The 17,705-nt window shown below is 71.8% G+C and carries 23 protein-coding genes; 12 read left to right on the top strand and 11 right to left on the bottom strand.

Translation table 11 applies throughout. The annotated features are described in order from the left end of the window. Positions 1 to 243 precede the first annotated feature (243 nt). Positions 244 to 1,197: a GlxA family transcriptional regulator gene (locus tag ACFWTE_RS14070; RefSeq protein WP_378779763.1), complete on the top strand. Its 954-nt coding sequence runs from the start codon at positions 244 to 246 to the stop codon at positions 1,195 to 1,197. 160 nt (positions 1,198 to 1,357) lie between these two features. On the opposite strand, the gene ACFWTE_RS14065 is transcribed toward ACFWTE_RS14070, so the two are convergent. Continuing rightward, on the bottom strand, positions 1,358 to 2,347 hold the full coding sequence (locus tag ACFWTE_RS14065) for an adenosine deaminase (protein WP_378779762.1): 990 nt from the start codon (positions 2,345 to 2,347) through the stop codon (positions 1,358 to 1,360). A gap of 247 nt (positions 2,348 to 2,594) precedes the next feature. On the opposite strand from ACFWTE_RS14065, the gene ACFWTE_RS14060 reads away from it, so the two are divergent. Beyond that, positions 2,595 to 3,770 (top strand): aminotransferase class V-fold PLP-dependent enzyme, encoded by a 1,176-nt coding sequence (locus ACFWTE_RS14060; RefSeq protein ID WP_378779761.1) that lies wholly within the window; start codon positions 2,595 to 2,597, stop codon positions 3,768 to 3,770. Positions 3,771 to 4,147: 377 nt separating this feature from the next. Here the strand turns inward: ACFWTE_RS14060 and ACFWTE_RS14055 are convergent, their stop codons facing one another. Continuing rightward, positions 4,148 to 4,828, bottom strand: a complete 681-nt coding sequence (locus tag ACFWTE_RS14055; protein WP_378779760.1) for a TetR/AcrR family transcriptional regulator — start codon at positions 4,826 to 4,828, stop codon at positions 4,148 to 4,150. Positions 4,829 to 4,908: 80 nt separating this feature from the next. Between ACFWTE_RS14055 and ACFWTE_RS14050 the strand changes: the two genes are divergently transcribed. Continuing rightward, positions 4,909 to 5,865, top strand: coding sequence for an alpha/beta fold hydrolase (locus ACFWTE_RS14050; protein WP_378779759.1), 957 nt, complete (start codon positions 4,909 to 4,911; stop codon positions 5,863 to 5,865). 69 nt (positions 5,866 to 5,934) lie between these two features. On the opposite strand, the gene pip is transcribed toward ACFWTE_RS14050, so the two are convergent. Beyond that, positions 5,935 to 6,879 carry a prolyl aminopeptidase gene (gene pip, locus ACFWTE_RS14045; RefSeq protein ID WP_378779758.1) on the bottom strand — a complete coding sequence of 315 codons (945 nt, stop codon included), beginning with the start codon at positions 6,877 to 6,879 and terminating at the stop codon, positions 5,935 to 5,937. A 235-nt stretch (positions 6,880 to 7,114) separates the two neighbouring features. On the opposite strand from pip, the gene ACFWTE_RS14040 reads away from it, so the two are divergent. Together ACFWTE_RS14040 and ACFWTE_RS14035 are read left to right on the top strand one after the other, a co-directional pair. Beyond that, on the top strand, positions 7,115 to 7,261 hold the full coding sequence (locus ACFWTE_RS14040; RefSeq protein ID WP_378779757.1) for an alcohol dehydrogenase catalytic domain-containing protein: 147 nt from the start codon (positions 7,115 to 7,117) through the stop codon (positions 7,259 to 7,261). A 210-nt stretch (positions 7,262 to 7,471) separates the two neighbouring features. Then, positions 7,472 to 7,966 carry a zinc-binding dehydrogenase gene (locus ACFWTE_RS14035; RefSeq protein WP_378779756.1) on the top strand — a complete coding sequence of 165 codons (495 nt, stop codon included), beginning with the start codon at positions 7,472 to 7,474 and terminating at the stop codon, positions 7,964 to 7,966. A 238-nt stretch (positions 7,967 to 8,204) separates the two neighbouring features. On the opposite strand, the gene ACFWTE_RS14030 is transcribed toward ACFWTE_RS14035, so the two are convergent. Beyond that, positions 8,205 to 8,597 carry an Hsp20/alpha crystallin family protein gene (locus ACFWTE_RS14030; RefSeq protein ID WP_378779755.1) on the bottom strand — a complete coding sequence of 131 codons (393 nt, stop codon included), beginning with the start codon at positions 8,595 to 8,597 and terminating at the stop codon, positions 8,205 to 8,207. A 131-nt stretch (positions 8,598 to 8,728) separates the two neighbouring features. On the opposite strand from ACFWTE_RS14030, the gene ACFWTE_RS14025 reads away from it, so the two are divergent. The 4 genes from ACFWTE_RS14025 to ACFWTE_RS14010 all read left to right on the top strand — a co-directional run bounded on the left by ACFWTE_RS14025 (position 8,729) and on the right by ACFWTE_RS14010 (position 10,260). Beyond that, positions 8,729 to 9,160: a pyridoxamine 5'-phosphate oxidase family protein gene (locus ACFWTE_RS14025; protein ID WP_378779754.1), complete on the top strand. Its 432-nt coding sequence runs from the start codon at positions 8,729 to 8,731 to the stop codon at positions 9,158 to 9,160. A gap of 211 nt (positions 9,161 to 9,371) precedes the next feature. Further along, complete coding sequence (locus ACFWTE_RS14020; protein ID WP_378779753.1) at positions 9,372 to 9,560, top strand: FAD-dependent oxidoreductase; 189 nt, start codon at positions 9,372 to 9,374, stop codon at positions 9,558 to 9,560. Continuing rightward, positions 9,545 to 9,946 carry a hypothetical protein gene (locus ACFWTE_RS14015; protein ID WP_378779752.1) on the top strand — a complete coding sequence of 134 codons (402 nt, stop codon included), beginning with the start codon at positions 9,545 to 9,547 and terminating at the stop codon, positions 9,944 to 9,946. The genes ACFWTE_RS14020 and ACFWTE_RS14015 overlap by 16 nt, the downstream gene beginning before the upstream one ends. After that, positions 9,943 to 10,260 (top strand): hypothetical protein, encoded by a 318-nt coding sequence (locus tag ACFWTE_RS14010; protein ID WP_378779750.1) that lies wholly within the window; start codon positions 9,943 to 9,945, stop codon positions 10,258 to 10,260. The genes ACFWTE_RS14015 and ACFWTE_RS14010 overlap by 4 nt, the downstream gene beginning before the upstream one ends. Positions 10,261 to 10,314: 54 nt before the next feature. Here ACFWTE_RS14010 and ACFWTE_RS14005 read toward each other — a convergent pair whose 3' ends face one another. Next, positions 10,315 to 10,725 (bottom strand): EamA family transporter, encoded by a 411-nt coding sequence (locus tag ACFWTE_RS14005; protein WP_378779749.1) that lies wholly within the window; start codon positions 10,723 to 10,725, stop codon positions 10,315 to 10,317. A gap of 348 nt (positions 10,726 to 11,073) precedes the next feature. Here ACFWTE_RS14005 and ACFWTE_RS14000 point away from each other — a divergent pair, with 348 nt between their 5' ends. Then, positions 11,074 to 12,123: a flavin-containing monooxygenase gene (locus ACFWTE_RS14000; protein WP_378779748.1), complete on the top strand. Its 1,050-nt coding sequence runs from the start codon at positions 11,074 to 11,076 to the stop codon at positions 12,121 to 12,123. 263 nt (positions 12,124 to 12,386) lie between these two features. Here ACFWTE_RS14000 and ACFWTE_RS13995 read toward each other — a convergent pair whose 3' ends face one another. Both ACFWTE_RS13995 and ACFWTE_RS13990 read right to left on the bottom strand, forming a co-directional pair. After that, positions 12,387 to 13,184 carry an SDR family oxidoreductase gene (locus ACFWTE_RS13995; RefSeq protein WP_378779747.1) on the bottom strand — a complete coding sequence of 266 codons (798 nt, stop codon included), beginning with the start codon at positions 13,182 to 13,184 and terminating at the stop codon, positions 12,387 to 12,389. 41 nt (positions 13,185 to 13,225) lie between these two features. Next, complete coding sequence (locus tag ACFWTE_RS13990) at positions 13,226 to 13,552, bottom strand: SDR family NAD(P)-dependent oxidoreductase (protein ID WP_378779746.1); 327 nt, start codon at positions 13,550 to 13,552, stop codon at positions 13,226 to 13,228. 87 nt (positions 13,553 to 13,639) lie between these two features. Here ACFWTE_RS13990 and ACFWTE_RS13985 point away from each other — a divergent pair, with 87 nt between their 5' ends. Next, positions 13,640 to 14,152 (top strand): MerR family transcriptional regulator, encoded by a 513-nt coding sequence (locus ACFWTE_RS13985; RefSeq protein WP_378779745.1) that lies wholly within the window; start codon positions 13,640 to 13,642, stop codon positions 14,150 to 14,152. A 195-nt stretch (positions 14,153 to 14,347) separates the two neighbouring features. On the opposite strand, the gene ACFWTE_RS13980 is transcribed toward ACFWTE_RS13985, so the two are convergent. The 3 genes from ACFWTE_RS13980 to ACFWTE_RS13970 all read right to left on the bottom strand — a co-directional run bounded on the left by ACFWTE_RS13980 (position 14,348) and on the right by ACFWTE_RS13970 (position 16,109). Then, complete coding sequence (locus ACFWTE_RS13980; protein ID WP_378779744.1) at positions 14,348 to 14,941, bottom strand: NUDIX domain-containing protein; 594 nt, start codon at positions 14,939 to 14,941, stop codon at positions 14,348 to 14,350. Positions 14,942 to 15,087: 146 nt separating this feature from the next. Continuing rightward, positions 15,088 to 15,711: a DMT family transporter gene (locus tag ACFWTE_RS13975; protein WP_378779743.1), complete on the bottom strand. Its 624-nt coding sequence runs from the start codon at positions 15,709 to 15,711 to the stop codon at positions 15,088 to 15,090. A gap of 32 nt (positions 15,712 to 15,743) precedes the next feature. Further along, on the bottom strand, positions 15,744 to 16,109 hold the full coding sequence (locus tag ACFWTE_RS13970) for a hypothetical protein (protein ID WP_378779742.1): 366 nt from the start codon (positions 16,107 to 16,109) through the stop codon (positions 15,744 to 15,746). Positions 16,110 to 16,294: 185 nt separating this feature from the next. On the opposite strand from ACFWTE_RS13970, the gene ACFWTE_RS13965 reads away from it, so the two are divergent. Next, the gene (locus tag ACFWTE_RS13965) at positions 16,295 to 16,510 is read left to right on the top strand and encodes a hypothetical protein (protein ID WP_378779741.1); all 216 of its coding nucleotides are present in this window, start codon (positions 16,295 to 16,297) and stop codon (positions 16,508 to 16,510) included. Positions 16,511 to 16,670: 160 nt separating this feature from the next. Here the strand turns inward: ACFWTE_RS13965 and ACFWTE_RS13960 are convergent, their stop codons facing one another. Further along, positions 16,671 to 17,435 carry a putative protein N(5)-glutamine methyltransferase gene (locus ACFWTE_RS13960; protein WP_378779740.1) on the bottom strand — a complete coding sequence of 255 codons (765 nt, stop codon included), beginning with the start codon at positions 17,433 to 17,435 and terminating at the stop codon, positions 16,671 to 16,673. Positions 17,436 to 17,705: the final 270 nt, after the last annotated feature.

Here is a 17,705-nt window from a genome sequence, read left to right as displayed (position 1 = left end):
AGGGAGGAGGTCGCGCCGTACTTCACCACGATGTGGCCGCACTTCACGCACGGCAGGAGCGAGGTCGTGCTGGAGCGCGTCATCGTCGACGGTGCTGACGTGGCGTCCTTGGTGGGTGTGGTGGCCCCACTCGCATCTGAAGTTTGGTCGAGGTCACGGTGGTGTGCGGGGGCGGCGCGGAGTGGCAGGAAGGGTGGGGTGTGTGTCCTTGCGGCCGTGGGGCGGGGGTGGTGAGGATGGGGCATGGTTCATGAGGTGGTGGTCGTCGTCTTCGACGGGGTGTTGAGTCTGGATGTGGCGGGTCCGCTGGAGGTGTTCTCGGGGGCCTCGTCCGCGTCGCAGGGGGCCTATCGGGTGCGTACGGCGTCGTTGGGCGGGGGTGCGGTGGCCTCCTCGTGCGGTGTGGGGTTGGTGCCTTCGGTGGCGTTGGAGCGGGTGGGGCGGGTGGACACCCTGGTGGTGCCGGGGGGTTCGGGCACGCGGGAGGAACAGCCGGAGCTGGTGGGGTGGTTGCGTGAGAACGCCGGGGGTGTGGGGCGGGTGGCGTCGGTGTGTACGGGGGCGTTCCTGTTGGCGGGGGCGGGGGTGTTGGACGGGTTGCGGGCGACGACGCACTGGGCGTTCTGTGAGCGGTTGGCGCGGGAGTACCCGTTGGTGCGGGTGGAGCCGGATCCGATTTTTGTGCGTCAGGGGCGTGTGGTGACCTCGGCGGGGGTGACGGCGGGGATCGATATGGCGTTGGCGCTGGTGGAGGAGGATCTGGGGCGGGTGGTGGCGTTGGAGGTGGCGCGCCATCTGGTGGTGTTCTTGCGCAGGCCGGGGAACCAGGCGCAGTTCTCGACGCACCTGTCGGTGCAGGCGGCGCAGCGGGTGCCGGTGCGGGATGTGCAGCACTGGGTGGCGGAGCACCCGGAGGGTGATTTGTCGGTGGGGGTGTTGGCGGCGCGGGTGGGGTTGTCGCCGCGTCAGTTCGCGCGGGTGTTCGCTCGGGAGGTGGGGTGTACGCCGGGCCGGTATGTGGAGCGGGTGCGGGTGGAGACGGCGCGGCGGTTGTTGGAGGAGGACGGGGCTCCGGTGGTGGCGGTTGCGCGCAGGTGCGGGTTCGCCAGTGCTGAGGTGATGCGGCGGGCGTTCGTGCGGGTGCTGGGGTGTGCGCCGGCCCGGTACCGGGAGCGGTTTGGTTCGGGTGCGGCCTGAGGTCTTCCCCCTTTTTTCTTTTCGGGTTGTTGCTGTGCCCTGGGCGTGTGCGGTGGTGGTGCTGTTCAGGGCGGTGGGCGGGCAGGACGCCGGTCCCCTGCTGTGGGAGAGCGTGTGTGGCCGGGTCCCTTCCTGGGGTGGGAGGGGCCCGGCCATGTGTTTACCAGGTGGCGGGGTAGGCGTCGACTTCGGCGATGAGGGCTTTTTTGCGTTCGGGTGGCAGGAAGGAGGCGGTGAAGGAGTTGCGGGCGAGTTGGCGCAGGGTGGCGTCGTCCAGGCCCAGGTGGGTGTGCAGGGCCTCGAAGTTGTCGTGGACGTAGCCGCCGAAGTAGGAGGGGTCGTCGGAGTTGACGGTGACGAGGAGCCCGGCGTCGATGAGGGCGGGCAGGGGGTGTTGGGCGAGGGTGGGGACGGCGCGTAGGCGCACGTTGGACAGGGGGCACACGGTGAGGGGGGTTTGTGTGCGGGCCAGGTGGGTGAGGAGGTCGGGGTCCTCCAGGGCGCGGATGCCGTGGTCGATGCGTTCGGCTTTGAGCAGGTTCAGGGCCTGCCAGATGTAGGAGGCGGGGCCTTCCTCTCCGGCGTGGGCGACGCAGCGCAGGCCGAGGTCGCGGGCGGCGGCGAAGACGTCGGTGAATGTGTGGGGCGGGTGTGCGACTTCGGCGGAGTCCAGGCCGACGGCGGTGATGCGGTGCAGGTGGGGGCGGGCCTGTTCGAGGGTGTGGAGGGCTTCGGTGGCGGGGCGGTCGCGCAGGAAGCACAGGATGAGGGCGGTGCTGATGCCGTGGTGTTCGAGGCTGGTGTCCAGGGCGGCGGCCAGGCCGTTGATGACGGTGTCCAGGGGGATGCCGCGGCTGGTGTGGGCTTGGGGGTCGAAGAAAATCTCGGCGTGGCGGACGCCTTGGGTGGCGGCGCGGGCGAGATAGGCGTTGGCGAGGTCGGTGAAGTCGGCTTCGGTGCGCAGGACGTCCATGAGGTCGTAGTAGAGGTCGAGGAAGGACTGCAGGTCGGTGAAGGAGTAGGCGGCGCGTAGGGCGTCGACGCCGGGGTGGGGCAGGGTGATGCCGTTGCGGTGGGCGAGGGTGAAGGCGAGTTCGGGTTCGAGGGTGCCTTCGATGTGGAGGTGGAGTTCGGCTTTGGGCAAGGGCATGGCGGGGTGCTCTTTCGTGGGTCTGGTCGTGGCGTGTGGTCATTGTGGCTGATGGGTGGGGGTAGGTGGGTCGGGTGTGGGGGCGTTGTCGCCCACATCGTGGCCGGTGCCGGGGGTGCTGTGTGGTGGCGCGGGTGTGGGGGATTTTGGTGGTGTGTGCGGTGCGGTCAGGGCTGGTGCGCTGAGTGCGGTGTGCTCTGGGTAGGGTCCCCGGCGTTGGTGGTCCCCTCCTGGAAGGCGGCGGTGTATGGGAATCGACGTGGGTGCGGTGCGGGCGGACACTCCCGCGGTCGCGGATCTGGTGCATCTGAACAACGCGGGTTCGTCGTTGCCGCCGGTGCCGGTGATGGAGGCGGTGGTGGGGCACCTGCGGTTGGAGGCGCGGGTGGGCGGCTATGAGGCGGCCGAGCGGGCCGAGGCGCGCGTGGAGGGGTTCTACACGGCGGTGGCGCGGCTGGTGGGGGCGCGCCCGGAGGAGATCGCGTTCGTGGAGAGTGCGACGCGGGCGTGGGAGGCGGGGTTTGGTGCGGTGCGCCTGGAGGCGGGGGACCGGGTGTTGACGACCACGAGTGAATACCCCAGTAATGCGTTGGGGTTGGTGAAGGCGGCCCGTGAGCGTGGGGTGCGGGTGCAGGTGGTGCCCGACGGGCCGGACGGGGCGGTGGATCTGGAGGCGTTGGAGCGGGAGTTGGGGCGGGGCGGGGTGCGTTTGGTGGCGTTGAACCACATGCCCACGCACAACGGGTTGGTGAATCCGGTGCAGGAGGTGGGGGCGTTGTGCCGGGCTGCGGGTGCGTTGTTCCTGTTGGATGCGTGCCAGTCGGTGGGGCAGTGGGATCTGGATGTGGAGCGGTTGGGGTGTGACCTGTTGACGGGGACGGGGCGCAAGTTCTTGCGGGGGCCGCGGGGGACGGGGTTCTTGTATGCGCGGGCGGGGGCGGATCTGGTGGAGCCGGCCGTGGTGGATGTGTCCTCGGCGCACTGGGTGGGGGAGGGGGAGTACCGGGTGCGCGCCGATGCGCGTCGTTTTGAGAGTTTTGAGCGGAGTGTGGCCGGTCAGATCGGGTTGGGTGTGGCGGTGGACTACGCGGTGGCGTTGGGGTTGGAGCGGATCCGTGAGCGGGTGGGGGCTCTGGCGGAGTACGCGCGCGACAGGTTGGGTCAGGTGGCGGGGGTGCGGGTGTTGGATCGGGGGGCGGTGCGGTCGGGGATCGTGACGTTCGCGGTGCAGGGGGTTCCGGCCGAGCATGTGCGGGCCCATCTGGTGGGGGCCGGGGTGAATGTGAGTGTGGCGCGGGTGTGGAACCAGGTGTGGGAGCCCGGGGCGGGGGTGGATGAGGCGGTGCGGGCGTCGGTGCACTACTTCAACACCGAGGAGGAGGTGGAGGTGCTGGTGCGGGAGCTGAAGGAGCGCAGCGCCTAGGGCGTGTTCCGTGGATGCTTTCGGTTGATTCGGCGCTTGCGCCGATCGCCGCGAGCGGCCTCCAGGCAATCTCTCGCAAGACGAGTAGCGCAGGTCAGCCCGGGTCTGGCTGTCCAAGCGTGGTCGGCGCAGCGAGAGGCAGCCTGGCGGTTGCGAGCCCGGAATGATCCGCGGAACACGGCCTAGGGAGCTGGCCCGGGCGGTCGCTCACGGACCCGGGAGCCCCCGCAAGACGCTTCCGGGCCCTGGCCCATCTGGTGGGGCCGGGGTGGGGTCGGTGTGTTCTTGTGCCCCACCCGGTTCCCCGCCGGGTGGGGCACCGCTGTGTGTGGGCGGGTGTCCGGGTGTGCTGCTGGTGCGGGTCCTGGGTGGGGGTGTCAGCGCAGTAGCGCGGTCAGGACATCGCGCATCATGCGGGGGAAGAGGGCGCCGGGTTCCTCTGCCGGTTCTGTCGCGGCCAGGGCGGCGGCCAGGAAGGGGTGGCGGCCTTGGGCGGCCGTCCTGGTGAGGTAGGCGGCGTGCGCGGCCTGGTGGTCGGTGGGGGAGGTGCGGCGGGCGATCTCTGTGCGGGTGAACAGGAGCACCAGGCCGTTCAGCAGCCCGACGGTCTCCAGGCGCGCCTGCTGCGACAGGGTTGTGGGAGCCAGGGCGCGGAGCGCGTACTCGACGAGGTCGGCTCCCCGGGGGCCGATCCGGCTCGGTTCGGGCGCCAGGTCCGAGAGCCAGGGGTGGTCGAGGTGGACGGCTCTGGAACGCAGGGCGAGGTCGGTGAGGTCCTGTACCGGGTCGCCGCTCAGTGGCACGGTCAGGTCGATCCGGGCTGCGAGGCTGTCGACCATCAGGTCCAGGAGTTCGTCCCGGGTGGTGATGTAGCGGTAGAGGGAGGAGGGGCCCGTGTGGAGTCGGGCCGCCACCTGGCGCATCGACACGGCCGGCAGGCCGCCCTCGTCCGCCAGGGCGACGGCGGCCGCGGTGATCTGGTCGCGGTTGCGCTCGGGGGCGGGGCCGCGTTCGCCTCGGCTGCGGCGTTCCCACACGGTCGCCGGTTCTTCGGTCACAGGACCCCTCCGTTGCTGTGCGCTGGACACCCCCTATCCTAAACTGAGAACAGTGATCGCAGTTTTGTGGAGGGGGTGCCATGGGTGCGACGGCCGAAGGGGCGTGGACGCGGACCCGCTGGGCGCGCAGCGCGGGTGTGCGTATCGCCTACGACCGGTGGGCCGAGGGTGCGGGCGAGCGGCAGCGCGAGCCGCTGCTGCTGATCATGGGGCTCGGGGTGAGCCGCCTGTGGTGGCCCGACGGGTTCTGCCGGGCCCTGGCCGACCAGGGGTTCGCGGTGGCTCGCTATGACCAGCGCGATGCGGGCGAGTCCACGCGCCTGCCCTCCACCGCGCGCAGGAACCCGGTGGCCGCCCTGTTCGGCAGGCGGGAGGACTCCTACTCCGCGGAGGAGATGACCGACGACGCCGTCGCCGTCATGGAGGCGCTGGGGTGGGGGTCGGCACACGTGTTGGGTCACTCCCTGGGCGGCGCCGTCGCGCAGCGCATCGCGGTGCGCCACCCCGGGCGGGTGCGGACCCTGACCTCCATGGCGGCGGTGCCCGGTGACGCGGCCGGGCTGCGCACCCTGCCCTATGTACGCCTGGGGACACTGGCCCGGTTCGCGCGGGTGCGCTTTCCCCACACCCGGGAGGGGGACATCGAGGCCGCTCTGGCGGTGGCACGCCTGGTGGCCTCCCCCGGTTACCCCTTCGACGAGGAGGCCGTGCGGGGGGTGGTCACCCGGACCGCGGACCCCGGGGTCCGCGACGGCGGGGCACAGAGCCGGCAGATCGGCGCCCAGTGGCGGGGGCCCGCGATCAGCACGATCACGGCGCCCTCCCTCGTCCTGCACGGCCAGGGCGATCCGCTGATCCGCCCCCGAGCGGGACGGGCCATCGCGGGCCGTATCCCCGGGGCGCGCCTGGTCATCTACCCCGGTCTGGGCCATGACCTTCCCGAGCAGATCTGGTCGGCTGTGGCCGCCCAGGTGCGCCTGCTGCACCTGCGGGCAGCAGGGGCGGCCCAGGGCGGTCCCTCGCCGGGCCGAACCTGAGAGCGCGCCCCGCCAGGTGCCGGCGCCGCGCGCCGGGGCCCTCTCCCGGCGCGCGGTGCCGGGGCGGGGTCAGGGGGCGAGGCGGTCGGTGGCCTTTCGGGCGGCCCCCGCCAGGGTGACGGTGCCTGCGCCGTGTCCGGCTTCCTCGACCACCACCAGGTCGGCGTCGGTCCAGGTGCGGGAGAGGCGGTGGGCGATGTCGACGGGGCCGCTGATGTCCAGGCGTCCGTGGACCATGGCTCCGGGTGTGCCCGTCAGGCGGTGGGCGTCGCGCTGGAGTTGGCCCTGGTCGAGGAAGGCGGCGTGGGACCAGTAGTGGGTGACCAGGCGGGCGAAGGTCATCCGGAAGTCGGGGTCTTCGAAGCGGGCGTTGGGGGTGTACCCGGGGGCGGTGGAGACGTGGACGTCCTCCCACCGGCACCAGGCGCGGGCGGCGTCGAAGCGGACCTGCGGGTCGGGGTGGGCGAGGCGGCGCGCGTAGGCGGTGGACAGGTCGTGGGGGTCGGCGCCGGGTCCGGCGCCCTGGTGGAAGAGTTCCCATTCCTCGGGGAAGACGCGGCCCATGGCGTGGGTGATCCAGTGGACTTCGGCGGCGGTGGTGTTGGTGACCGCGACCAGGGCCAGGGCGCTGACCCGGTCGGGGTGGGCCTGGGCGTAGGCCAGGCCCAGTGTGCAGCCCCAGGAGGCGCCCAGGACGTGCCAGGCGGGGATGCCCCGCAGGGTGCGCAGGGCTTCGATGTCGTCGATGAGGTGGTGGGTGGTGTTGGTGGTGAGGTCGGTGGTGGTGAGGCGGGCGTTGGGGGTGGAGCGCCCGCTGCCGCGCTGGTCGAGCATGATCACGCGGTAGCGGTCGGTGTCGAAGAAGCGGGTGTAGCCGGGGTGGCAGCCGCTGCCGGGGCCGCCGTGCAGGACCAGGGCGGGGTGTCCGCGGGGGTTGCCGTACTCGTGCCAGTACAGGTGGTGGCCGTCGTCGGTGTCGAGCATGCCCTGGGCGTGGGGGGTGGGGTGGGCCATGGGGCCTCCGCGGTGGCAGGGGTGGGCCGGGATTTTACTACAGGGGTGGGCGCCGCCAGGGAGGGTGCGAGGGGCGCAGGGGCGCAGACGATCGCGGTCTTTCGGGCCACGCAATACCGCAGGGAGCGTGCCACGGTTCAGGGCGCGGCAGGGGTTGCTTGTCGCGGAGCAACGGTGCGGCGAACGCAGTTCCGCAACAGGGCGCGCCCACAAAGACCACACGGACGGGGTCCTGGTGCCGGGGCACGAGTTCACGGGCACGGTGAGCGAGGTCGGCAGCGCTGTCACCGGCTTCGCCCCGGGCGACCCCGTGGCCGTCGGCGACATCCTCGTGCGGGAGGTGCCCCATGTGCCGGGCCGGTCAGGAGAACTTCTGCCGTGACTTCCCGACCCTGACCTACGGCGGAAGCGACCGCTGGGACGGAGCGACCACCCTGGGCGGCTACTGCCGCGAGTACCTGGTCCGCGAGAAGTTCGCCTACCACCTGCCCCCGGGCCTGGACGCGGCAGGAGCAGCCCCCTGCTCTGCGCCGGTGTCACCGTCTGGGAACCCCTGCAAGCCCTGGGGGTGGGGCCGGGCAGCACGGTCGCCGTGGCCGGGCTGGGTGGCCTGGGACATCTGGCCGTCAAACTGGCCGTCGCACTCGGCGCCAGGACCTCCGTCATCAGCCGCACACCGGACAAGGCCGACGAGGCGCGCAGCCTCGGCGCAGAAGGGTTCGTCGTCTCCACGGACGCAGGGCAGATGGAAGCCGTCCGGGACCGGTTCGACGTTCTCGTCGACACCGTCTCCGCTCCCCACGACCTGACCCCCTACCCGCGCACGGTCGCCATGGACGGCACCCTCAGCCATCTCGGCCACCTCGGCCCGGTCACCGTCAACACCACCGACCTGCTCGTCGGCCGCAAGAAGCTCAGCTTCGCCGGCAGTGTCGGTCGCCCCTCCACCGCCGCCGTGCTGGGCTTTTGCGCCGAACACAACATCACCGCCGACATCGAGCTGCTGCCCTCGTCCCCGGTGAACACGGCCCTGGAACGCAACGCCGTCCGGTACCGCTTCGTGCTCGACATGTCCGACCTGGACTGACCGGCCCGAGCCTGCGGCAGGCCAGGCACCTGCCCCTCAGCCTTGTGCGCGATCTCCGGGAAACGATCGTTTCCCGCGGCGGGTCCCGCCTCAGGGGGCCGGGTCCGGCACTGCTGGGCAACGCCTTTCCGCACCCGGCCCGGGCGGTGGAGATGGCCCCGGCGCGTTGCGGCGGCAGGGGGCGCGCAGCCCCCGTGGCTGTGCGCCCCCTGCCCGGCCTGCGGCCTGGGAGTCCGCCTCAGTCGGCGGTGCCGCCCTGGCCCACCAGGATCTTGCGCGCCTTGGCCTTGTCGGCGACGGGCAGGCGCAGGGTCAGGACGCCGTCGGTGTAGTGGGCGCTGATGTTGTCGGTGTCCAGGTTCTGGCCCAGCTGCAGCCGCCGTGTGAAGGTGCCGGTGGGGCGCTCGGTCACCACGGGGCTGACCCCTTCCTGACGGGCGGGACGCTGGGCGCGGACGGTGAGCACGTCGCGTTCGACCTCCAGGTCGATGCTCTCGGCCCGGACGCCGGGCAGGTCGAGCTGCACGAGGAGTTCGCCCTCGGCGCGGGAGACGTCCATGGGGACGGTCGGCTTGTGCGCGGTGGCGGCGGTGCGGGTGACGTCGAAGGGGATGGTGCGGGTGAGGAGCATGCTGTGAACCCCCGAAATAATCTCAGAAACGTAACTTGATGCTGATGGGCTCAAGTTTATTGACGGAGTTGGACGCGTCAATGTGGTGTGTGCCACCCCACACCGGCTGTTCTGGGATCCTGGGGTTTTCCATGCCGACCCGAGAAGAGCCCGCCGTGTCCGAGACTCCCACCGACCCCTTCCTCGCCTTCTGGGGCGAGCGCCGCCTGTGCATGCTGGCCAGCCCCCGGCCGGACGGCAGCATCCACCAGGTCCCTGTCGGGGCGACCTACGACCCAGGGCGGCGCCTGGTGCGGGTGATCGCGGACGGGGCCAGCTTCAAGGCCCGCAACCTGGCCGCGCACCCCGGGGCGCTGGTGTCGGTGTCGCAGGTGGAGGGTGCGCGCTGGTCCACCCTGGAGGGCACGGCGACGGTGACGGGCGAGGCCGGGGCGGTGGCGGAGGCGGTACGCCTCTACACCGGGCGCTACCGGGCCCCGCGTCCCAACCCCGCGCGTGTGGCCATCGAGATCGCGGTCACCCGGGAGCTGGGCAACGTGGGGCCGGCCCCGCAGGGCGACTGAACCGCGCCGGGCCCCGGTGGTGGGTTCCGCCCGCGCCCTCCTGGGTCTCAGGGCGGGGCGTGGGCGGCCCCCGCGGGCCTTGGTGCTCTCCGGCCGCGCGGTCCGCGCACGCTCCGAGTTTTACCAGGTCGGCAAATAATTTTGTCGAGTCGGCGGCCGTTGTCCAGGATGGATCCCACTGAACGAGGACGAGGCACGACAGGGGATCCGCATGGACGCCACCGAACACCGGCCCGCCGGCGCCGAGCAGCCCACCGACCACCACGAGGTCGTCGTCATCGGCGGGGGAGCCGCCGGGCTCTCCGGAGCCCTCACCCTGGCCCGTGCCCGGCGCTCGGTCCTGGTCGTCGACGAGGGCGGGCCCCGCAACGCCCCCGCCCGGGGGTGCACGCCTTCCTGACCCGCGAGGGCACCCCGCCGGGCGAACTGCTCGCCCTGGGGCGCGCCGAGGTCTTCGGCTACGGTGCCCGGGTGCGCGCCGGGCGGGTCACCGCCGCCGAGCACCGCCCCGAGGGCGGGTTCCTGCTGGGTCTGGCCGATGGTGGCGCCGTCACCGCCGACCGCCTGCTGGTCGCCACCGGCCTGCAGGAGGAACTACCCGACGTGCCCGGCCTGGCCGAGCGGTGGGGGCGCGATGTCGTGCACTGCCCCTACTGCCACGGGTGGGAGGTCCGCGACCAGCCGATCGGTGTCCTGGCCACCGGTGTCTCAGCCGTGCACGAGGCCCTGCTGTGGCGCCAGAGGTCGCGCGGGTGGACACCGACGGGGCCGGGCTCAGCGGCGTGACTCTGCAAGGGGGTACCGCCATCGCGCTGCGGGTCCTGGTGGTGGCACCGCGCACGGCCGCCCGGGTGCGGTTCCCGGAGGGGCTGGGGTTGGAGGCGCAGCCCGTGCGCGGGCTCGACATCGGCACGCACGTGCCCGCCGACGCCTGCGGGGCCACCGGTCTTGCCGGTGTGTGGGTGGCCGGCAACGCCACAGCACCTTCCGAGAAGGTCGTCGGCGCGCTGGCCTGCGGGGTGCGCGCGGGTATGGCCATCAACGCCGACCTGGTCGCCGAGCGGACCCGCAGGGCGGTGCGCGCCCGCGACGTCGCCTGACCGGCGGTGTCCGGTCCCTGCTGTGGCGGGCCCGCGCACGCGGAGCCCGCCCGCTCACGCCCCCGAGCCGCGGTCGGGCGCCGGGCCGGGAACCTGCGGCACCCGGGGGCCGGAGTGCGGGGGCGGCGACGGGGTCGCGGGTACGGGGGGTGGGGTCCTGCGGCGGGAGAGCGCCACCCCGGCCAGGCACAGGGCCCCGCCCGCGAACGCCATCGGCGGGGGCACCTCCTCCAGCAGCGCCCAGGACAGCACCACCACCAGGACCGGCACCAGGTAGGTGGTGGCGCCCAACCGCCCGGCGGGCATCCGTGAGAGGGCGAAACCCCAGGTGGTGAAGGCCACAGCGGTCGGGAACACCCCGAGGTAGAGCATGTTCAGTGTCGCCTCGGCGGGCACCCGGGCGATCTCCCCGGCCAGGCCCCACTTCCCGGGGCGCTCGGGTGCGCCCGCTCCCTGAGCATGCACTGGCCCCGGCACGTAGGTCCGGGGTGTGGCCGGCCCCGGCCCCGGCCGCGCCGTGTCCGGCAACGGCCACTCGGCAGGAGCTACTCGCCGGTCACATGTCCTGTTGCCGGGCGTTCGGGAGCAGCAGGCCAAGCCGGAAGAACACCGACTACTCGATTACCGGCCCCCGCCAGATCCGCCCCCCTGTCGGCCGGAGTCGGGCGCGCGCCTGGAGGCGTTTCACCGCGGCCGCCCACGAGCACTGTCCTCGCGCAGGTGTTCGCCATCCCGGACAAGGCGCCCGGCCCGGCGTGCGTTGGTACCTTCCTTCCCGGCATCCCGCCCCGCAGAAAGAAGGAAGAGGACCCCATGTTCGAGGCCCCCGTGATCGTCATCGGCGCCGGAGAGGCGGGATTGGCCGCCGTCCACGCCGCCAACCGCCACCGCGTCCGCCCGCTGGTCCTGGAGGCAGCGGACACGGCAGGAGGCTCGTGGCCGCACTACTACGAGAGCCTGACCCTGTTCTCGCCCTCCCCCTACGCCTCCCTCCCGGGCCGGGCGATGCCCGGCGGCGGCGCGACCTACCCTCACCGGGACGAGGTCACGACCTACCTGCGCGACTACGCCGACCGGCTGGACGCCGACTTCCGCTTCGGGCAGAAGGTGACACGCGTCGAACGCGACGGCGGCGGGTTCACCGTCACCACGGCCGACGGGACCCGGTGGAGCGCACGCGCGCTCATCGCGGCCTCGGGGACCTTCACGCGCCCGCACCGGCCGCCGCTGCCGGGTCTGGACGGATTCACCGGAACCGTGCTCCATTCGTGCGACTACCGGACCCCCGAGCCCTTCCGCGGGCAGCGGATCGTGGTCGTGGGAGCCGGGAACTCCGGTGTGGAGATCGCCGCCGAGCTGGCGCGGACGGCGCGGGTGAGCCTCACCAGCCGAGCCCCGATCGCCTGGGTGGACCAGCGTCCCCTGGGCCGTGACGTCCACTGGTGGGGCGCCGTCACCGGGGTGGACGCCGCCCCGGTGGGCCGGTTGTGGGAGCGGGTTCGAACGCCGGTCATCGATGACGGCCGCTTCCGTGCGGCGTTCGCCACCGACAACCCGGACCGCCGGCCGCTCTTCACCCGCCTGCGAGGAGACCGCGTGGAGTGGGCCGACGGCACCGCGGAGGAGGTCGACACGGTGCTGCTGGCCACCGGATACCGGCCCGCGCTGGACTTCCTGGACGGCACCGGGGCCCTGGACGCCGACGGCCGTCCCCTGCACTCCGGCGGGGTCTCCACCACCGTTTCGGCACTGGGGTACGTGGGGCTGGAGTTCCAGCGCAGCTATTCCTCGGCCAGCCTGCGCGGAGTCGGCCGCGACGCCCACCGCGTCGTACGCGGTGTCCTCGCCGGAGGCACTTCCTGACCGCGCAGACAACCGGCCGACGGCTGTCGGCCGACTGCTCTCCAGGGCGTGAGACTGGCAGGCTTGCATCCGATGAAATAGCGATTCCTTGTAGTTTTCGCGGAAAATCCAACGCTAAGCAGCCACGCCTGGTTGAGTAGTCGCCGATGGCCGCCCCTGACGCGAGCGGAGTCTCCCTTTGGCTACTCAGGTGTTCTCCGAGGCCGAACTCGTCGAGCTGCGGTTCCTTGTGGTGTATTCCAGGTCAGCGTTCGACGCGCCGGTCACACGGCTTGGAATGAGCCGCCGTCGATACGGAAGTCCGAGCCGGTGATCCAGGCGGCTTGGTCGGAAACCAGGAAAGTGACCAGGTCGGCGACCTCGGCGGGTTGCCCGGGACGTCCCAGGGGAATGCCGCCGACCCATTTTTCGAGCATCTGCGCAGTGGGGTCGTTGGGGGCGCCGTGGGCGGATTGTGCGAGCAGCGCGGAAATTGCGTCATTGGCGATCAGGCCGGGGGAAATCCTGTTGACCCGGACACCGTGCCCGGCGAATTCGTTGGCCAGTGCTTTGCTGTAGGTCGACAGCGCCGCCTTCGCTGCCTGGTAGGGGGCGTCAGGGCCGATCGGGAGGTAGGCGCCCACCGAGGTGACGTGGATGATCGCGCCGCTGCCCCCTGCGATCATCTCGGGGAGCACCGCGCGGTCCAGGCGGACCGAAGGCAACAGGTTCAGCTGGAGTGCCTGTTCCCAGATGTCGTCCGATGCCGATAGCAGTCCGTCGGGTGGCGGGGTACCGGCACCGACGTTGTTGATCAGTACGTCGATACTGCCGAGCAGATCGGTCGCGGCGGTGACCAGCTCGGCGCAGCCGTCTGCTGTGCTGAGGTCGGCTGAGATGAAATGCACTGCGGGCGGCAGGTTCCCGGGATCTTTTCTGGCCGTCGCGACGACCGTCGCGCCGGCGGCTGCGAGCCGGGAGGCGACGGCGCGCCCGATTCCTTTGCTGCCACCGGTGACAAGAACGCGGCGCCCGCGCAGGCCGCCCAATTCGTGGGCTGTCGTCATGATCGGTTCGGGCATGCTGTTCCTCTTTCACGAAGGAGGTAGGTAGTGGTCGCGGGTCAGCGATGGAGAATCGTGGATTCGATGATTCGTTTCCCGACACGGGCGGCGATTCCGGCCGGTAACAGCCTGCTGAAGATGAAGGTCTGCAGAGCGTTGCCACCGCCGTCCACAATGGCGGGCCGCCGCCGGCTCAGCGCGGCCAGAGCGGTGCGGGCCACGTCTGCGGGCTGACGTTTGCGCAGTGGCGACGCCGCTGCGTTCATCGGCGTGTCGGTGGGGCCGGGGGCGACGGCCACAACCCGCACGCCAGTGCCAGCGACCTCGGCCCATACGGCCTGGGTGAATGAGAGTACGAAGGACTTGGACGCGGAGTAGGCGGCCATGTACGGCGTCGGCTGGTAGGCGCCCGTGCTAGAGATTGGGCGCCGTGCCCGGCCAACTGGTCGGCGATCTCGGCTCCGATGCCGGACGTGGCGCCGGTCACGACCGCGGTTCGGCCTTTCATCTGCGGTGCGGTGGTCATGCCCAGAACGCTAAACTGTGACATCAGTGTCAAGGTCAACATCGGAGATGTTCGGAGAAGCGCGGTGCGGATCGGAGAACTCAGCGCGGCCACGGGCGCGAGCAGTCGCTCCCTGCGCTACTACGAGCAACAGGGCCTGCTGCGAAGCCGCCGTACAGCCAACGGCTACCGGGAGTACGAGCTGGACGCGGTAGAGCGAGTCGCCTTCATCCAAGACCTGTTCAGCGCGGGCCTGTCCTCGCAGGTCATCCGCGACAGCCTTCCGCTTGCCGAACACACGCGCACGGAAGCGGACTGCTCAGCACTTCTCACTCGTGTCCGCGAGGTTCGTGACGAACTTGCCCGGCAGGAGCTGCGCCTGGCACAACGCCGGAAGACCCTCGACAGTTATCTCGCCGGTGAAGCGACACCCCGCGGCATGCTGGGGGGCGAGAAGGATTGCTGCAGGAGGTGGCGGTAGAGCCCTGACCAGCGCCGCGCAAAGCGTTGCGCCGCTGGCAGCTGGTGGCCCGTTCGCGCAATCACTTGCGCGGCGGGGCCGCGGGTGCCGCCTGGCGCAAGTGATTGCACCCCGGACAGCACGAAGCCCCCGCCCCGGGACTCCTGTCCCGGGGCGGGGACGGGGTGCCAAAAACGGGTCCTCGGATGAGGCAGGTCAGCGCACGGCGACCCGGGTCACGGCGGTGACCGTGGACAGGCGGGCCCGCCAGGGGCGGTCGTGGTCGGTGTACTCCTGGTCGTGGCCATGCAGCCACAGGTGCCAGGTGGAGTAGTCGAGCAAGCAGCCGGTCACCACGTCGCCGTCGGCCTCGACCACGACCTCGGTGTGCAAGGGAATCTCCTCCAGGCCGGGGTCTGTCTCGAACTCCTTCTCCGTGATCTCGCCGCGGGCGTGCGCGAGGGTGCGGTCGGCCAGGGCCCGAACCTCGCGCGGGGTGTACCAGGCGGCGCCCTTGGTCTCGCCGGGGGCGGGCCTCAGGGTGCCGGTGGCGCGGTAGAGCCACCACTGGTGACCCGGCCGCAGCTCGTGCGGAAGGGAGGCGCACAGGTTCGGGATGTGGCCGCGTCCCACCTCGCGCGAGCTGGTGACGGTGAGGCCGACCTCTTCCTCGACCTCGGCGGCCAGGGCCTCGACGACGTCGGTGTGCTGGTCGTAGACGTGGCCGGCCACGGGCGCGATGCCGTGGGGGGCTGGACGGGATACGCCGGAAACCGGCAATGGACGTCCTCCAGCGGCGTCCGGGTGCATTCTGACCGCACTGATAAGAGCAGTTACCGGCGGCCAGAAACGTGCGATATCAGGACGAACCACGCCGGAACGCTAGACCACTCCACACAGCAGGATTGGTCTACCTTCTGACCTGCGAAAACGTAGGCCCGTTGCCCCTTTCCGGCTTATCTTGTCCGCCACCCCGCGAAGGGCAGGCACACCACCGTGCCCACCAGGCAGCCGAACGCGCAGACCTGCAACGCCGAGGCGTGGCGCAGCGCGGGTTTTTGAAGGACCACTCCCACCGCGTAGGTCACCGCCGCGACCAGGCACAGCAGGACGCCGAGCACGGACGCGCCCTGGGCCCCCGCGGTGGCGGCACCCACCACCACGGCCCCGGTGAAGGCCACTGCCGTCCCCCACAGGAGCGGTCGGGGGAGCCCTTCGCCCAACCACACGGCGCTGAGCAGCGTGATCAGGACCGGTCCCAGGTTGACGACCATGGCGGCGGTGCCCGCGTCGACCTCGCGCTCTCCCCAGTTCAGGGCGACCATGTACACACCGAACCAGAGCACACCCGAGGCGGCGATGCCCGGCCAGGCCGCACGGGGCGGCCAACCGGTGCGTGTCAGCAGCAGGACCGCGACCAGGACGAGGGACCCGGCCGCCAGGCGGCCCAGGGCCAGGGCGCCGGGGGAGTAGAACTCCCCGGCGCTGCGGATGGAGACGAAGGCCGAGGCCCACAACAGGACGGTGACGCCTGCGGCTGCCGGGGCGGGCCACCGCCGGCGGGCGTGTGAGGAGGTCATGGGAGGACGCTAGGGGGCGGACGTTGCGCCGCTCAGCGAAGAGTGTCCGGATCCAGGCCCAGTGATTGCCGCAGGGCGCGTTCCCCCTGGTCGGTCATCTTCAGGGCGCGGCCCGAGCCGACGCGTGTGAGCCAGCGGGCGGCCAGGGCGTGGGCGCACAGTGCTGCTCCGGCGGTCCCGGCCAGGTGGGGGCGGCGTTCGGTCCAGTCCAGGCAGGGGCGGGCCAGAGGGCGTCTGCCGGTGCGTTCCAGGGCGATGCCCTGGTCGGTGAACCAGGCCAGGCCGTCCCCGGTGAGGGCGAATCCGGTGTCCTGGAGGATCAGGCCTTTGCGGGTCATGGCCTCGGTCACTGCGCACCCCAGGCGTCCGGCCAGGCGGGGTCCGTCAGGAGCGTGCATGCCTTCCAGGAGGGGTCATGGACAGTGCGGTCGCCGGCGAACCTTCCCGCCCCGCACGGGTGCGGGGCGGTGCGAAAGACCTGCCGTCCCCCTTGTCCCGGCGACGCGGAGCCGGCGTCGTTGCAACCCCACCCCTTTCATGCTGTGATCATGCAATTGCTTGCTGTGACTACATGAGGAGAGCCATGCGCTTTCGCACCCTTCTTGCCGCCACCGGACTCGCCGCGGTCGCGCTGGCGGGCGGCACCGGTGCCGCCGCCGACACCGGCCTGGGCGTCGCCGAGCCGATCCGCACCATCTACTGCGAGAGCACCTCCGCCGAGATCGTCTCCGTCCCCCTCGGCCTCTTTGCGCCGCAGGTCGTGCAGTGCGACACCGGGGCCGTCCAGGTCCAGGAGTAGGCCCGGCCGGGGCCGGGTGCCATCGGCGGCCCTCTCACCGGAGGGCCGCGGAACACGCCGCCGCGCCCTGTGGCCCACGAAGCCCCTGCGCGAGGTCGTCTCGCGCAGGGGCCCGCTTGCGTGGGGCCGCGGGTCGCGGAGCCCCTGGGTGCCTCGGTGTTCAGGGCCGGGCCGCGACCAGGACGATGGCCTCCCGGTCGTGGTCGAGGTGCACCCGGCAGGACAGGCCGCCCCGGGTGAAGGCCGCCGTGGCCGCGGGCACCTGTTCCTGTTCGACCTCCACCAGCACGTGCCCGCCCGGTGCCAGCCACTCCCGGGCCTGGGCGGCGACGCGGCGGACCGGGCCCAGGCCGTCGGCGCCACCGTCCAGGGCGTGGCGGGCCTCGTGCAGGCGCGCCTCCGGGGGCAGTAGGGCGATGCGGTCGGTGGGCACGTAGGGCACGTTGGCGACCAGGACGTCGATGCGGCCGCGCAGGTCGGGGGGCAGTGCCGCGAACAGGTCGCCCTGGTGGACGTTGTGTCCGGGCAGGTTGCGGCGGGCGCAGGCCACGCCGGCCGGGTCGATGTCGGCCGCGTGGAGGGTGATGTCGCTTCGGGCTGCGGCCAGGACCGCGCCCAGGGCTCCCGAGCCGCAGCACAGGTCGACGGCGAGCGCGTGCGGGGTGAGCAGGGCGCTGGCCTGGTGGGCCAGGAACTCGGTGCGGGGGCGGGGTACGAACACCCCGGGGTCGACCTGGATGCGCAGCCCGCAGAACAGGGCCCAGCCCAGGACGTGTTCGAGGGGGAGTCCGGCACAGCGCCGGGCCGCCATCCGGGTGGCCTCGCCGGGGGTGCGGGCGGTGGCGGCGATCAGGTCCGCCTCCTGCTCGGCGAACACGCACCCGGCGGCGCGCAGGCGCCCGACCAGGGACGACAGGGAAAACATGGGTGGGAGTGGGGACGCCACGTGAGCCTTTCGAAGACCTGTGGGCGTTCCGGTTACTGCGGGACCGTGTGTCCTCGCGGTGGGAACGCCGCGCTTGCGACTGCGCTGATCGTTCTCACCCCCTCGGTCGGTACTGCGTCGTGGTGCCCGGTCAGCCTATCCCACCGGCCCCTCGCACTCCTGGACGAGGGGCGGGGTGTCCCCGGTCCTTCGGGGGTCTAGGCCGTGTTCCGCGGATCATTCCGGGCTCGCAACCGCCAGGCTGCCTCT

The sequence above is a fragment of the Nocardiopsis sp. NPDC058631 genome (assembly GCF_042716955.1).
Taxonomy (GTDB): Bacteria; Actinomycetota; Actinomycetes; order Streptosporangiales; family Streptosporangiaceae; genus Nocardiopsis.
This window is presented reverse-complemented; position numbering and strand designations above follow the sequence as displayed.